The organism is Vibrio sp. R11-SG3-ISO9 (assembly GCF_059834255.1).
Genome location: NZ_JCBDGU010000043.1, coordinates 418,903 through 434,086, shown reverse-complemented (window position 1 = coordinate 434,086; position 15,184 = coordinate 418,903). Strand labels below are relative to the sequence as shown.

The following is a 15,184-nucleotide window of genomic DNA, read 5'->3' as shown; positions in this document are numbered from 1 at the left end:
TTGGCGGTTTAGTGGTGTTTCAGTGGTCAAACTACTGAATATTCAAATAACTAAAGCATAGGATTAGCAATGCTGGATTCTAAATTACTTCGAGCTGAGCTGGATGAAACAGCGGCAAAATTAGCACGTCGAGGCTTTGACCTTGATGTAGAGACAATTCGTGAACTTGAAGAAAAACGTAAGTCCCTTCAAATGAAAACTGAAGAACTGCAAGCGTTACGTAACTCTCGCTCGAAGTCCATTGGCCAAGCAAAAGCGAAAGGCGATCACGAAGAAGCTGAGCGCATCCTTGCAGAAGTAGGTAACCTAGGTTCTGAACTAGACGCAGCTAAAGTTGCACTAGCAGATCTTCAAGGTGAGCTTGAAGCGATCACAATGGCGATTCCAAACCTGCCAGACGAGTCAGTACCAGCAGGAAAAGACGAAGACGACAACGTAGAGATCTCTCGTTGGGGCGAGCCAAAGACTTACGACTTTGAAGTAAAAGATCACGTTGATCTTGGTGAGCTTTCTGGTGGTCTTGATTTCGCAAGCGCGGTTAAGATTTCTGGTTCTCGCTTCATCGTAATGAAGGGTAAATTTGCGCGTCTACACCGTGCAATTGCTCAGTTCATGCTAGACCTTCACACTGATGAGCACGGCTATACAGAGATGTACGTACCGTACCTAGTGAACCACGACAGCCTATACGGTACTGGTCAATTACCTAAGTTCGGTGAAGACCTGTTCCACACAAGCCCGCTAACAGAGCAGGTAAGTGATGTTCCTCTTAAGAAACTATCACTTATCCCAACTGCGGAAGTTCCAGTAACGAACCTAGTGCGCGACACCATTACGGAAGAAGCGGAACTGCCACTTAAGATGACAGCTCACACGCCTTGTTTCCGTTCTGAAGCAGGTTCTTACGGTCGTGATACTCGTGGTCTTATCCGTATGCACCAGTTCGACAAAGTTGAGCTTGTACAGATCACTAAGCCAGAAGACTCAATGGCAGCACTAGAAGAACTAACAGGTCATGCTGAGAAAGTTCTACAACTTCTAGAGCTTCCTTACCGTAAAGTGGTTCTATGTACAGGTGACATGGGCTTCGGCGCAGCGAAAACTTACGATTTAGAAGTTTGGGTTCCAGCTCAAGAGACTTACCGTGAAATCTCATCTTGTTCAAACATGTGGGACTTCCAAGCTCGCCGTATGCAAGCGCGTTTCCGTCGTAAAGGTGAGAAGAAACCTGAGCTTGTACACACACTAAACGGTTCTGGTCTTGCTGTAGGTCGCACAATGGTAGCGATTCTAGAGAACAACCAAGAAGCAGATGGCCGTATCGCAATCCCAACAGTACTTCAGAAGTACATGGGCGGCGTAACGCACATCGGTTAATGAGTTAACCTTTGATATTGAAACCCAGCCACTGCGCTGGGTTTTTTATTGCCCGAATTTGGCTATTGTTACAAATAGGTAATAGTTATTTGCTCATACGCTAGATTATATCCAATAGATGTTGCTCGTATAATGGTCGCCTACCGCGGTAGGAATTGATTTTCTCATAACGATATTGAGGAGGGCATATGGCTGTAGGGTGGACTGGCGACGACAGTGTTAGCCAGCAAATTCAAGATACCATTTCCGATGAGATCTCTCGTGTGAGAGGTAACATCAAGACTGGAGAAAGTGCTCATTATTGCGATGAGTGTGGTGACGAGATCCCAGAGAAAAGACGATTGGCGATGCAAGGGATACGCTTGTGTATTGAGTGTCAGTCAATGTTGGAGCATACCTCTCACCAACACGCCTTGTTTAATCGCCGAGCGAGTAAAGATAGCCAGTTGCGATGAATTGTTTCAAAAAACAATGAGCTAACAGAAACGAGTTAGCAGTTGATATGAACGGTTGTTTTGACGGACAACCGTTCATACTTTAATGCATTGCTCGCTTATTGAAAACACTCTGGTCGTTGAAGTGCACAATCTATGGCGGAGACCAATTTCTCGATATGATGCGATTCACTGATAAATGGAGGCATCATATAAATCAGCTTTCCGAAAGGTCGGATCCATACCCCTTGTTCAACAAAGTGAGCTTGTATTGCTTCCATATCAACGGGCGTGTGAGTTTCCACTACACCAATCGCGCCCAACCAACGAACGTCTTTGACCAACTCATGTTGTTTGAGTTTTGGAAGCAGCTCTGAAAAAAGTGATTCGATTTGTTTCGTCTGTAATTGCCAATCACCTTGTTCGATTAACCCAAGACTTGCTGCACCAACGGCACACGCGAGTGGGTTGCCCATGAAGGTAGGACCGTGCATAAAGCATCCGGCTTCACCGCCACACACCGTATCAGCTACGTCTTTGCTTGCAAGCGTCGCCGAAAGGGTCATATACCCCCCAGTCAGTGCTTTACCAACACATAGAATGTCCGGTTGAATATCTGCATGCTCACAGGCAAACAGCTTGCCCGTGCGACCAAAGCCTGTGGCAATTTCGTCAAGAATTAGCAGTACATTAAATTCATCACACAGTTCTCTCACCTGTTTTAGAAACTCTGGATGATAGATACGCATCCCGCCAGCGCCCTGAACGATAGGTTCTAAGATTACGGCTGCGATCTCTTGATGATGCGTGCTGAGCTTTTCTCTGAAGCTGTTGATGTCGTCCGAGTTCCACTCATCCCAAAAACCGGTTTTTGGTGAGGCCGCGAAGATATGCTCTGGTAGGAACCCTTTGTAAAGGCTATGCATGGAATTATCTGGATCAGTCACTGACATCGCAGCAAAAGTATCGCCATGATAGCCATCTCTTAGCGTTAAGAATTTGGATCTCGGTTGACCTTTTGCATGCCAGTACTGCAATGCCATCTTTAAACTGACTTCAACAGCGACTGAGCCCGAGTCAGCCAAAAAGACATGTTCCAAATTGCTAGGGGCTAGGTTGAGCAGTTTCTTACATAGATCGATTGCAGGTTGGTGAGTAATTCCGCCGAACATCACGTGTGAAACCTTGTCGATTTGGCTGTGTGCCGCTTCATTTAATACCGGGTGATTGTATCCGTGGATGGTTGACCACCAAGAAGACATGCCGTCAATCACTCGCTTTCCATCTTCCATTTCAAGGTAAACACCCTCAGCATCTACCACAGGGTAGCAGGTCAGAGGTGTCAGGGTCGAAGTGTAGGGATGCCAGATATGCTGGCGATCAAAGGCGAGATCCATAGCGAGTTCCATGTGTAATTTGGTTAAATAGCAACCAGTTGTAAACTTTTGTTTTTATCAATGTGTTGACAGTCTAAAGCTTGTCGGTAGACTAGCCAAGCATAAATGCAAAATCTCAAAGTGGATTTGCGCAAATAAAATAATAGAAAAGGATCGACACGTGGAAGTTCGTCATAACTGGACAGTAGCTGAAGTTAAGGCTCTGCTTGAAAAACCGTTTATGGATTTGATGTTTGAAGCACAGCTTGTTCATAGACAGTACCAACTGCATAACCATGTACAAGTGAGTACACTCCTCTCTATTAAAACCGGTGCTTGTCCAGAAGACTGTAAATACTGCCCACAAAGTGCGCACTACCGCACAGATGTTGATAAAGAGCGTTTGATGGAAGTTGAACGCGTGCTCGATGCCGCTCAAAAAGCGAAAAACGCAGGCTCTACGCGTTTCTGTATGGGTGCTGCATGGAAGAACCCGAAAGAGCGTGATATGCCTCATCTCACAGAGATGATCAAAGGCGTGAAAGGGATGGGTCTAGAGACTTGTATGACGTTGGGCATGTTAACGCCGGAGCAGGCGGGTGAATTGGCTGATGCAGGTTTGGATTACTACAACCACAACTTAGATACCTCTCCTGAGTTCTACGGTAGCATCATTACCACTCGTACTTACCAAGACCGTCTAGATACCTTATCTCACGTTCGTGATGCAGGTATGAAGATCTGTTCTGGCGGTATCATCGGTATGGGTGAAAGCACCAATGACCGTGCTGGCTTGCTTGTTGAGCTCGCTAACCTCCCTGTTCACCCTGAGAGTGTGCCAATCAACATGCTAGTAAAAGTGAAAGGCACGCCGATGGAAAACGTTGATGACGTTGAATCTTTCGACTTCATAAAGCTTATCGCGATTGCTCGTATCATGATGCCGAAATCGGCGGTTCGTCTGTCTGCTGGTCGTGAAAACATGAATGAACAGATGCAAGCGATGTGCTTTATGGCGGGTGCGAACTCTATCTTCTATGGTTGCAAACTGCTGACAACGCCAAACCCAGATGAAGATACAGATATGCAGTTATTTAAAAAGCTGGGTATCAATAGCCAAGAAGTGGCTCAAAAGCCAGACGAAATCCAAGAAAACGAACTGTTAGATCAAGTGGTTGAGCGCGTTGCGGCTCGTCCAACGAAAGATGACATGTTCTATGATGCCAGCGTTTAACTCTCGTATTCAAAAAGCCCTTACTGACCGTCTTCAGCAAGGGCTTAATCGCCAGCTTAATGTCCTGAATCCGGTGAGTCGCTCTGAAATTGAGTTAGACTCGAAGGTATATAGTAACTTCTCTAGTAATGATTATTTAGGCTTGGCGAATGATCCGGAGCTGGTTTCTGCTTGGCAAGATGGGTTAAGTCAATATGGGGCTGGTAGTGGTGCTTCACCATTGGTGACAGGCTTTAGCGCTGCACACCAAAATCTAGAGTCCCAGCTATGCGAATGGTTAGGCTATGAGCGTGCAATTCTGTTCAGCTCAGGCTTCAGCGCAAATCAAGCGTTGTTGTTCTCCCTTCTCGATAAAAACGACACTCTTATTCAAGACCGCTTAAATCACGCTTCGCTTATGGAAGCGGGGGCGTTGTCTCCTGCGAAAATGAAGCGCTTCAAGCACAATGATGTTGCTCATTTGGCTTCGCAGCTTTCTGTTTCAGAAAATGCGTTAGTAGTCACTGAAGGTGTCTTTAGTATGGATGGTGACCAAGCGCCATTGAATGAAGTCACTAGAGTGACGGAGCAGGACGATGCTTGGTTAGCCGTCGATGATGCGCATGGTATTGGCATATTGGGCGAATACGGAGCAGGGAGTTGTGCGGCTGCAGGAGTAAAACCTGAGTTACTCGTAGTGACATTTGGTAAGGCTTTTGGCCTGTCTGGAGCAGCGATTCTTTGTAGCAAAGAGGTCGGGGACTACTTAACCCAGTTCTCAAGGCATCACGTTTACTCAACGGCGATTCCACCGGCTCAAGCTTTTGCGTTAAGCACTGCATGTCAAATGATACAGACCCAGCAATGGCGCAGAGATAAATTGAATGAGCTGCAGGCGATTTATCATGAAGGTGTAAAAGGGCTAACGGGCTACATCGAAACCAATACGCCGATAAAGCCATTTATGGTCGGCCAGTCAGAGCATGCTATTAGTATTGCAAACCGAATGAAAGAGAGTGGCATTTGGATGACCGCAATTCGTCCGCCGACAGTGCCAGTAGGGACTGCTCGTCTCAGAATTACATTGACGGCCAATCATAGCCCAGAGCAAGTGTCCCAGCTGACTCATTCGTTAAAAAGTGCGCTAGAAACGCAACGTGAGGTAGAGTAAATGTCACAGCAAGCCGTCGTAGATAATTACACTGTCCAAGATAAAAAGGCGATCGCAGATGCCTTCGGAAAAGCTGCTAAAAATTACGATAAACATGCTGAATTCCAGCGTGACGTAGGTCAGCGTCTTCTCGATAAGTTACCTAACGATCTAACTGGTTACCAGGTATTAGATCTGGGGTGTGGGACAGGCTATTTCTCCAAACGACTTATTGAGCGAGGAGCTACGGTTGTCTGCGCCGATTTGTCATTAGGTATGTTAGAACAAGCCAAACAGAGATGTGGAGATGGCGTAGCTGTTTATCAGCAAGCGGACGCTGAAGCCTTACCATTTGAGGATGCTCGCTTTGATTTGGTGTTCTCTAGCTTGGCGCTGCAGTGGTGTGATGATCTCTCCATGCCATTGCGAGAAATGAAGAGAGTGACGCGCCAAGGTGGCTCTATTGCTTTTTCCACCTTGTTAGATGGTTCTCTGATTGAGTTGAAAAAGGCATGGAGTAAAATTGACTCACATCAACACGTCAACCACTTTATTACCGCCAATCAGGTAAAAATTGCGTTAGCGCAATCTAGCTGTGTCCACCATCTACTAGACTTGCCCTCCATCACAGTATGGTACGATTCAGCGTTTGAATTAATGCGCGACCTTAAGGGGATTGGTGCCAACCACGTAAGTGGGCGCTCACAAGGTCTGACCAGTAGAAGAATGCTGCAGCTTGTCGAGCAAGAGTATCGAACATTTCAAAACCATCAAGGTTTCTTACCAGCAACATATCAAGTTTGTTTAGGGGTTATTCAATTATGATTGATGCATTATTTATTGCAGGTACGGATACCGAAGTGGGCAAAACCGTGGTTTCAAAAGCTATCTTACAAGCTTTTGCCGCGAAAGAACTTTCAACGATTGGCTACAAGCCTGTCGCAGCGGGTTGTGAGCAGTACCCAGAAGGCGCGCGTAATAGCGACGCTCTTCATCTTCAAGAAGCGGCAACTCAAGATATCGAGTACGATGATGTTAATCCATACGCATTGATGCTTCCGGCTTCTCCTCACATCGCAGCTAAGCGTGATGGTGTAGTAATTGATGAAGCGGTGCTTTCTGAAAAACTAGAGCAACATAAGCAGAACTCTGACTTTGTGCTAGTTGAAGGCGCAGGTGGCTGGCGTGTACCGGTGTCGGATGACGTGTGCCTGTCTAACTGGGTTAAGAAAGAGCAGCTTCCAGTTGTATTGACAGTGGGTATTAAGCTGGGATGTCTAAGCCATGCTCTATTAACCGCAGAAGCCATTCGTGCAGATGGCCTGAACCTAGTTGGTTGGGTTGCAAACCGAATTAACCCAGGTACTGAGCATTACGCTGACATCATCGCCATGTTAGAAGATAAGTTAGGTGCTCCGAAATTGGGTGAGATCCCATATGTACCAAAAGCGAAATCGAAGAACATTGGTAAATACATTGATGTTCAGCCTCTAATGGCTCTATAAGTCATTCGCTGAAGACTAAAAATTGAAAAGGGCTGCACAATTGCAGCCCTTTCGTTTATCTGTCGATCTCTTAAGCCAGGAGATCGCTAAGCGGTATTAGTGGTCTTTAGTTAGACCCATCAACGCTTGTTGTGTCTCTGTAATATTATTTTGCGCAGCCTCTGGCGTCACGATACCAATCTGTTTCTTTGCTTCTTCTTCAGTGATACCTAAGTGACAACACAGTAAATCAATAGCCATTTGAGTGTTAGTACCTTCAACCATGATCCTTTCCTTTTGTTACTCGGACTAGCCAATAAATCATCTAGGCACACTGTAAACGGATCAGTCGATGTTCTCTATACGACTTAGGTCTAATACCCAAGTCTAAATCGAATACGGTCTAGTAATTAAATGTTGCAATTTAATGCTTAACCTTGTTTTCTAATTCTTAGACTATATGTATAAGTAAATAGAAGTGTTCAAAGCGCGACATTCATCCTGTTGGCTTTGTCTATAATGATAAGTTTTTATAAAACAGCTTTCATGCGGAGATAAGTAATGAAGCGAGTAATGTTGTTCCTTGCAACCAACTTAGCGGTTGTATTGGTACTAAGTGTTGTTCTTAATATTGTATACGCTGTAACGGGGATGCAGCCTGGCAGCCTTTCAGGATTGCTCGTGATGGCTGCCGTATTCGGTTTCGGTGGTTCTTTTATTTCTTTGATGATGTCAAAAGGAATGGCTCTACGTTCTGTTGGCGGTATGGTGATTGAGAGCCCTCGCAATGAAACAGAACATTGGCTGATGGAAACAGTAAGCCGCCAAGCTCAACAAGTAGGTATCGGCATGCCAACCGTCGCTATCTATGATTCACCAGACATCAACGCATTTGCTACAGGCGCTAAACGCGATGATTCACTGGTTGCGGTATCAACAGGTCTACTGCACAGCATGACTCGTGATGAAGCAGAAGCGGTATTGGCTCACGAAGTTAGCCACATCGCAAATGGCGACATGGTAACAATGACTTTGATGCAAGGCGTTGTGAACACGTTCGTTATCTTCCTATCTCGCTTTATCGCGAACATCGTTGCTTCTAACGACAACGAAGAAGAGGGTGGCAGCAACATGATGGTGTACTTCGGCGTGTCTATGGTTCTTGAGCTAATCTTTGGCTTCCTAGCGAGCTTCATCACAATGTGGTACAGCCGTCACCGTGAGTTCCACGCTGATGCAGGTGCAGCGCGCCTAGTGGGTAAAGATAAGATGATTGCTGCTCTAGAGCGTCTAAAGGTAAGTCACGAGCCACAGCTTGAAGGTTCGATGATGGCATTTGGTATCAATGGCAAGAAGTCTCTGAGTGAGCTGCTAATGAGCCACCCACCACTAGACAAGCGTATTGCATCTCTACGTAACATGTAATCTTAAAGAGATTTGTGATTGAAAGGCTTCCTTCGGGAGGCCTTTTTTATTACTGAAATAATGAGTTTATTTATTGGTGAATGCACTGCTTTAACGCGCCCGGTTGGGGGTTGTTTAGGCTTACGTCTGTATTAATAGATTAATTCAGTTTAGGTTTGCCACTCACGTCGTTAGCAACCGCTAACAGATACAAAAAAGGCTTCCACAAGGGAAGCCTTCTCATATCATTGTATTCGAATCTCGAATTACAGCTTGTCAGTTAGCTCGATTGCTTGACCGATGTAGTTAGCCGGCGTCATCTCTTTCAGACGTGCTTTCTCGTGCTCTGGAAGCTCAAGACCGTCGATGAAGTTACGCATTGCTTCGCCGTCCACACGCTTACCACGAGTTAGCTCTTTTAGCTTCTCGTATGGTTTTTCGATACCGTAGCGACGCATCACTGTTTGTACTGGTTCTGCAAGAACTTCCCAGTTTTGGTCTAGCTCTGCAAGCAGTGCTTCACGGTTAACTTCTAGCTTGCTGATACCTTTCAGAGTAGAAGTGTATGCGATGATCGCGTAACCAACACCAACACCTAGGTTACGAAGAACCGTAGAGTCAGTTAGGTCACGCTGCCAGCGAGAGATAGGCAGTTTTTGTGCTAGGTGGCCGAATACAGCATTAGCTAGACCTAGGTTACCTTCAGAGTTCTCAAAGTCGATTGGGTTAACTTTGTGAGGCATAGTTGAAGAACCGATCTCACCAGCAATAGTCTTCTGCTTGAAGTGACCTAGAGCGATGTAGCCCCAAACGTCACGGTCGAAGTCGATTAGGATTGTGTTGAAACGTGCAACTGCATCGAATAGTTCAGCGATGTAATCGTGTGGTTCGATTTGAGTTGTGTACGGGTTCCAAGTTACGCCTAGAGACTCAGTGATGAACTCTTCAGAGAACTGGTGCCAATCAACTTCTGGGTAAGCAGAAAGGTGAGCGTTGTAGTTACCTACAGCACCGTTGATCTTACCAAGGATTTCAACGTTCGCGATTTGCTTGTATTGACGCTCCATACGGTACGCCACGTTTGCCATCTCTTTACCCATTGTTGATGGAGAAGCAGGCTGACCGTGTGTACGAGATAGAAGAGGGATGTCGCGGTACTCAACAGCAAGTGCTTTGATAGCATCGATGATGTTTTGGATTTCAGGAAGAATCACTTCGTCACGAGCTTCTTTCAGCATTAGCGCGTGAGACGTGTTGTTGATGTCTTCTGAAGTACATGCAAAGTGGATGAACTCGTTTACAGCGTGAAGCTCAGGAACACCAGCTACTTTCTCTTTTAGGAAGTACTCAACCGCTTTAACGTCGTGGTTAGTCGTACGCTCGATCTCTTTGATGCGTGCTGCATCTTCTTCAGAGAAGTTTGCTGCTAGTTCATCTAGAAACTTGTTTGCTTCTGCACTGAATGCCGGGACTTCTGCGATTGCGTCTGTTGCCGCAAGCTTTTGTAGCCAACGAATTTCAACGATAGAGCGGTACTTTAGTAGACCAAACTCACTAAAGATGCTGCGAAGTGCAGTTGTCTTGCTTCCGTAACGGCCGTCTACTGGTGAAACAGCAGTCAATGCTGACAGTTCCATGGTGTTCTCCTGAATTGAGTTTCTAAATTTTGTGAGCTTTATACCAGTAACTTTGCAGTTTGTCACGCACATTGCGCAAACGTTTGCGTGAGGGTTGTTTTGGTACAAAGAATAAGCTCGCGACAGTGCGCGAGCTGGTGTATTACATTCTTGCTAATAGGATTTGAGCTTGCTCAACCATCTTCTTGCGTCCGAAGATTAGGTGGCGACGTTTGCCTCCTACTTGACGCCAAAGAACGGCACTGCGAATCCCTGAAAGAAGCAGGGCACGTACTTTGTGTTGATTTGATGTCTGTTGAAGAACTGAAGGTGTACCTGAGACCTGAATACGTGGGCCAATCGGGCTTACCACGTCAAGATAGATACTCGCTAGGTTGCTTACCATCTGCTCATCAAAAAGATCAAAGTGCTCAGCTTGGCGCTCTGCGGTTTGGATGCGGTCGCCTAGCTGAGACATTGCATCATTGCGACCTGACAGCTTACGCTCAAGTGCCATCAAACTAATGATGTAACGCGTGATGTCGCTGCCTGCAGGAGTACTATCGATACCTTTTACTAGGCACTCTAAACCAAGCTTTAAGTTGGATTCGCGACCAAATACGCCAACAGTATTCGCTGGGTTGGTATTTAAAATCGCACTGAGTGAAGCTTCAAAGGCATCTTTATCACAATAGCCGTCTTTTGCTACCTGTTGAACCAAAGCGACTGCTTGGCAGATTCCAGCGAAAGCGATTGTACGGTCATAAAGTGTGTTGGCCACGTAGTAACTCCTAGTTCTTTTTATTAGATGCGTTTTTCGATGATGCCGCCACCAAGACAAACTTCGCCTTGGTAGAATACTGCTGACTGACCTGGAGTCACTGCAATTTGAGGCTCGTCGAAGATAACCTTGATGTTCTCATCGTCAATTGGAATGATTGTACAAGGAATATCTGTTTGGCGGTAACGAGTTTTTACTGTGCACTTCAAAACATCAGTAATTGGTGCGCGGTCTACCCAGTGCAGTTGCGACGCAACTAAACCTTCAGATTTTAGAAGAGGGTGGTCTTTACCTTGTACCGCAATCAATACGTTGCGCTTAAGATCTTTCTCGCCAACGAACCATGGTGCTTCGTTGCCGCCGCCGCCTTTAGTGCCACCGATATGTAGGCCTTTACGTTGACCTAGTGTGTGGTACATCAGACCGTTGTGCTTACCAATCACTTTGCCTTCTGGTGTTTCAATGTCACCTGGTTGTGCTGGTAGGTACTTGCCTAAGAATTCTGTAAATTTACGTTCACCGATGAAGCAGATACCTGTTGAATCTTTCTTCTTCGCAGTGATCAGATCTTGCTCTTCAGCGATCTTACGTACTTCTGGCTTCTCTAACTCACCTACAGGGAATAGGCTGCGCGCAACTTGGTCTGAGCTAAGCGTGTATAGGAAGTAGCTTTGGTCTTTATTGCTATCTAGACCACGAAGCATTTCAGGTTTTTTACCTGCGTCTAGCTCTTCTTGAGTTGGGAAAGTACGACGAACATAGTGACCCATTGCAATGTAGTCTGCGTCTAGTACTTCATCCGCAAATTCGAGGAAGGCTTTGAATTTGATTTCTTTGTTACAAAGAATGTCTGGGTTTGGCGTACGACCTGCTTTGTATTCTGCAAGGAAGTATTCGAATACGTTGTCCCAGTACTCTGCTGCAAAGTTAATGGTGTGAAGGTGGATACCTAGCTTGTCACAAACCGCTTGCGCATCCGCAAGGTCTTCAGCTGCCGTACAGTACTCTTCATTATCGTCTTCTTCCCAGTTTTTCATGAAAAGGCCTTCTACCTGATAGCCTTGTTGCTGGAGAAGATACGCCGAAACTGACGAATCTACACCGCCGGACATACCGACAATTACTTTCTTTTGGCTGTTTCCAGAGCTGATATCTGACATGTCTAAACACCGTTACTATTACTTGGTCGCAGATTCTAACAGAAAGAGAAACAACGTGACAGATCCGAGACCGGAATCACAGTTTCTTTTGCACAAGAAGTGCGCTGTATTTCATTAGGAATCTGATGAAAGCGAAGCGAGTCGCTAGGATGTCAGACCTATATGTGGCATAGTCGCTGAAAATCCAAGACCTGAGATGAAAAAATGTCTGAACAAGATGAATTTATGCAAGAAGAGCAGTTGATTGAGATTATTGAGAATCAGCTAGAAGACGGACAACCGATTAAGGTCAAAGAGACTTTAATGCGTTTGATGATGACCGGGCACTCTCGTGAAGATGCAATTGCAGCGATGGCATGTGCACTTGCAATCGAAGTATTTGATGTCATGAAGAACAACGCTGAATTCAACCAAAAGCGTTACGCAGAACATCTGGATATGCTGCCAGATCTAAGCTTTATGGAAGGCGAATAAAAAAATACCCATGCAAACGTTTGCTATAGTTTGAGTGATTGCCGCGCTAAATATAGCGCGGTAGAATCCGCCCCCTATTTCCCCTTGACTTAGACTAGCCTTATGAAATTTCCTGGACAACGTAAATCAAAGCACTATTTTCCGGTTCATGCTCGTGACCCATTAGTGAGCCAATCTCAGAACAGCAAGAAGATGTCTCGCACTCATATTATTGGTATTGACCAAACTTTGGTGGATATCGAAGCGAAAGTGAGTTCAGAATTAATTGAAAAGTACGGTTTAAGTAAAGGTCATTCTCTAGTTATTAATGACGAAGCTGCAGAGTCCCTATACCAAGAGCTAAAAGAGCAGTGTCTGATTACTAATGAATACGCTGGTGGCACCATTGGTAACACGCTACACAACTACTCAGTGTTAGCGGATGACCGCTCAACACTATTAGGTGTAATGAGCCAAGATATCAAAATCGGCAGCTACGGTTACCGTTACCTATGTAACACATCAAGCAGAATGGATCTGAACCATTTACAAGGGGTAGATGGCGCAATCGGTCGTTGCTTTGCTTTGATCACTGAAGATGGTGAACGCACCTTTGCAATCAGCGAAGGTCAAATGAACCAGCTAAATCCAGACAGCATTCCAGAGAAAATCTTCAAGAGTGCATCTGCATTAGTTCTAACTGCATACCTTGTTCGTTGTAAGCCAGGCGATCCGATGCCTGAAGCGACAATGAAAGCGATTGAGTACGCAAAGAAATACGATGTGCCAGTTGTACTGACTCTAGGTACTAAGTTCGTTATTCAAGACGACCCTGAATTCTGGAAAGACTTCTTAAAGCAGCACGTGACTGTGGTCGCGATGAATGAAGATGAAGCAGAAGCACTAACTGGTGAAAGCGATCCTCTAGCTGCATCAGATAAGACTCTGGATTGGGTAGATTTGGTTTTATGTACAGCAGGTCCTGTTGGTCTATTTATGGCGGGTTACACTGAAGAGGCTGCGAAGCGCGAAACAACACTGCCGTTGCTACCGGGTTCTATTGCCGAGTTCAACCGTTTTGAATTTAGCCGCCCAGCGCATAAAGCGTTGTGTGAATCTCCTATCAAAGTTTACTCGCATATTGCACCTTACATGGGTGGCCCTGAGAAAATTAAGAACACCAACGGTGCGGGCGATGCTGCGTTATCTGCGTTGCTGCATGATATGGCTGCAAATAAGTACCATAAAGAGAATGTGCCGAATTCAAGCAAGCATCAGCACTCATTTTTAACTTACTCTTCGTTCTCACAAGTATGTAAATATTCAAACCGTGCAAGCTACGAAGTATTAGTTCAGCATTCACCACGTTTATCTCGTGGTCTTCCTGAACGCGAAGACAGCTTAGAAGAAGCATACTGGGAACGTTAATCGCTCACTATTGAAAAGCTGAACTGTCTAAAAACCTCAAACCTAGTTTGAGGTTTTTTTATTTCTATTAATATTTGATAGGTGCGTTCAGTTTTCGAATAGTCGGTAGTCAAGTAAGTAATAGTAAGGGAGTTTCATCATAATTTATTTACGTAACACCTTGCCAAAAGGCGCTTGATAAGAGTGTCTCATTATATGGCATGTATAATGTCTCGATGATTATCATGTGCGTGTATATACATAATAATAATGAGACAATTACGCAATAGCGTGGGTTATTGACGCGCTTATTATTCAATATGTTCCCAAATGGAACAGCCTTCACAGGTATATATACTTTAGTATAACGATCGACAAGCTTTAGAGTTTGAGATAATTAATCGGGTTATCGTGAGTCTGCGGATTTTCAGCTTAGCACTACCACAAAATGTCGTGGTTATCTTTCTATTGAACGGCGTGGCATTACAATATTGTAAAGCGTTAAGGGAGTTGATTCGGCTGAGGTGCCTGATGACCACAATAGGTGGGTGTTATCTATTAAGGACGGGTAACATGAAGGAAGGGCAGAAGTGTAGATGCTCACTTTAAGATTGGTAAGACACAAATAGTTTTGCTCAGATAAAAATAAAGGCCTATCGAAATGGGCCTTTATTATATGAATTTGATTGCTAACTATTAGATAGCGAAATCTTCTAGAGATTTACCAGCATCAAGCTGTTGTTGGATTGCTGAAGGTGTACGACCTTGACCAGTCCAAGTTTTCTCTTCGCCGTTTGCATCAACGTATTTGTATTTAGCAGGACGTGGTGCACGCTTAGATTTAGTGCCTTTTGCTTTTGACTCACCAGAAAGAGCAGCAATTAGATCAGCAACGTCAATGCCGTCTTTAGCAATTTGATCTGCGATTGCAGCTAGTTTTGCTTCTTGTTCTGCACGAGCAGCACGTTCTTCAGCTTCAGCTTCTTGACGCTCTTGTACAACAATAGTCAGTTTATCTAGTGCTTCTTCTAGTTGCTCAAGAGTTAATTCACGTGAGAATGCACGAAGGCTACGGATATTTAATAGAGTTTTTGTTAATTCAGACATGATATTTCCCATCAAGATAAATTAATTAATCCTCCTAATAATAAACAGAGGTATTAAAGAAAACAAACAGTATTTTTTATTAGAACTTAATTAAATATTGAAAAAGAGGGGAACTTTCAGAAAAACCGATGGAGTCCCAAGTTTAAGATATAATAATTCTAATACTACTCTATAAATGTGATATGTGACTGGTGGAGTAGGTGTGGCGATGTTGTGAGCACC

General features: G+C 44.8%; 15 protein-coding genes. 9 read left to right on the top strand and 6 right to left on the bottom strand.

The window, feature by feature from the left end; genetic code table 11:
• The first annotated feature begins 69 nt into the window (after positions 1-69).
• A complete protein-coding gene (gene serS, locus AC6R05_RS15565) occupies positions 70-1,377 on the top strand; it encodes a serine--tRNA ligase (protein WP_032552084.1) in 1,308 nt (435 codons plus the stop codon).
• 188 nt (positions 1,378-1,565) lie between these two features.
• Complete coding sequence (locus AC6R05_RS15560; protein ID WP_500647925.1) at positions 1,566-1,832, top strand: DksA/TraR family C4-type zinc finger protein; 267 nt, start codon at positions 1,566-1,568, stop codon at positions 1,830-1,832.
• Positions 1,833-1,930: 98 nt separating this feature from the next.
• Here AC6R05_RS15560 and bioA read toward each other — a convergent pair whose 3' ends face one another.
• Complete coding sequence (gene bioA, locus AC6R05_RS15555) at positions 1,931-3,208, bottom strand: adenosylmethionine--8-amino-7-oxononanoate transaminase (protein ID WP_500647924.1); 1,278 nt, start codon at positions 3,206-3,208, stop codon at positions 1,931-1,933.
• Between the two features lie 160 nt (positions 3,209-3,368).
• On the opposite strand from bioA, the gene bioB reads away from it, so the two are divergent.
• Genes bioB through bioD form a run of 4 tightly spaced genes read left to right on the top strand, consistent with a single transcriptional unit; the run spans position 3,369 to position 7,055 of the window.
• Entirely contained in the window at positions 3,369-4,421 is a 1,053-nt protein-coding gene (bioB, locus tag AC6R05_RS15550) for a biotin synthase BioB (RefSeq protein WP_032552087.1), read from the top strand.
• A complete protein-coding gene (gene bioF / locus AC6R05_RS15545; protein WP_500647955.1) occupies positions 4,408-5,571 on the top strand; it encodes an 8-amino-7-oxononanoate synthase in 1,164 nt (387 codons plus the stop codon). Before bioB ends, bioF begins: the two co-directional genes overlap by 14 nt.
• Complete coding sequence (bioC, locus tag AC6R05_RS15540) at positions 5,572-6,375, top strand: malonyl-ACP O-methyltransferase BioC (protein WP_500647923.1); 804 nt, start codon at positions 5,572-5,574, stop codon at positions 6,373-6,375.
• The gene (bioD, locus tag AC6R05_RS15535; protein ID WP_285467322.1) at positions 6,372-7,055 is read left to right on the top strand and encodes a dethiobiotin synthase; all 684 of its coding nucleotides are present in this window, start codon (positions 6,372-6,374) and stop codon (positions 7,053-7,055) included. Before bioC ends, bioD begins: the two co-directional genes overlap by 4 nt.
• Positions 7,056-7,151: 96 nt before the next feature.
• Here bioD and AC6R05_RS15530 read toward each other — a convergent pair whose 3' ends face one another.
• Complete coding sequence (locus AC6R05_RS15530) at positions 7,152-7,319, bottom strand: hypothetical protein (RefSeq protein WP_167332347.1); 168 nt, start codon at positions 7,317-7,319, stop codon at positions 7,152-7,154.
• Between the two features lie 276 nt (positions 7,320-7,595).
• Between AC6R05_RS15530 and htpX the strand changes: the two genes are divergently transcribed.
• A complete protein-coding gene (htpX, locus tag AC6R05_RS15525; protein WP_500647922.1) occupies positions 7,596-8,459 on the top strand; it encodes a protease HtpX in 864 nt (287 codons plus the stop codon).
• Positions 8,460-8,704: 245 nt separating this feature from the next.
• Here the strand turns inward: htpX and purB are convergent, their stop codons facing one another.
• The 3 genes from purB to mnmA form a co-directional block, all read right to left on the bottom strand.
• Positions 8,705-10,075 carry an adenylosuccinate lyase gene (gene purB, locus AC6R05_RS15520; protein ID WP_150894097.1) on the bottom strand — a complete coding sequence of 457 codons (1,371 nt, stop codon included), beginning with the start codon at positions 10,073-10,075 and terminating at the stop codon, positions 8,705-8,707.
• Between the two features lie 142 nt (positions 10,076-10,217).
• Positions 10,218-10,835, bottom strand: coding sequence for a high frequency lysogenization protein HflD (gene hflD / locus AC6R05_RS15515; RefSeq protein WP_032552093.1), 618 nt, complete (start codon positions 10,833-10,835; stop codon positions 10,218-10,220).
• 23 nt (positions 10,836-10,858) lie between these two features.
• Positions 10,859-11,995 carry a tRNA 2-thiouridine(34) synthase MnmA gene (gene mnmA / locus AC6R05_RS15510; RefSeq protein ID WP_285467319.1) on the bottom strand — a complete coding sequence of 379 codons (1,137 nt, stop codon included), beginning with the start codon at positions 11,993-11,995 and terminating at the stop codon, positions 10,859-10,861.
• Between the two features lie 204 nt (positions 11,996-12,199).
• Here mnmA and AC6R05_RS15505 point away from each other — a divergent pair, with 204 nt between their 5' ends.
• Positions 12,200-12,469, top strand: a complete 270-nt coding sequence (locus tag AC6R05_RS15505) for a hypothetical protein (protein ID WP_032552095.1) — start codon at positions 12,200-12,202, stop codon at positions 12,467-12,469.
• A gap of 102 nt (positions 12,470-12,571) precedes the next feature.
• Complete coding sequence (locus tag AC6R05_RS15500) at positions 12,572-13,876, top strand: inosine/guanosine kinase (RefSeq protein WP_032552096.1); 1,305 nt, start codon at positions 12,572-12,574, stop codon at positions 13,874-13,876.
• Positions 13,877-14,551: 675 nt separating this feature from the next.
• Here AC6R05_RS15500 and AC6R05_RS15495 read toward each other — a convergent pair.
• Positions 14,552-14,962, bottom strand: a complete 411-nt coding sequence (locus AC6R05_RS15495; protein WP_032552097.1) for an H-NS family histone-like protein — start codon at positions 14,960-14,962, stop codon at positions 14,552-14,554.
• Between the last annotated feature and the right edge of the window lie 222 nt (positions 14,963-15,184).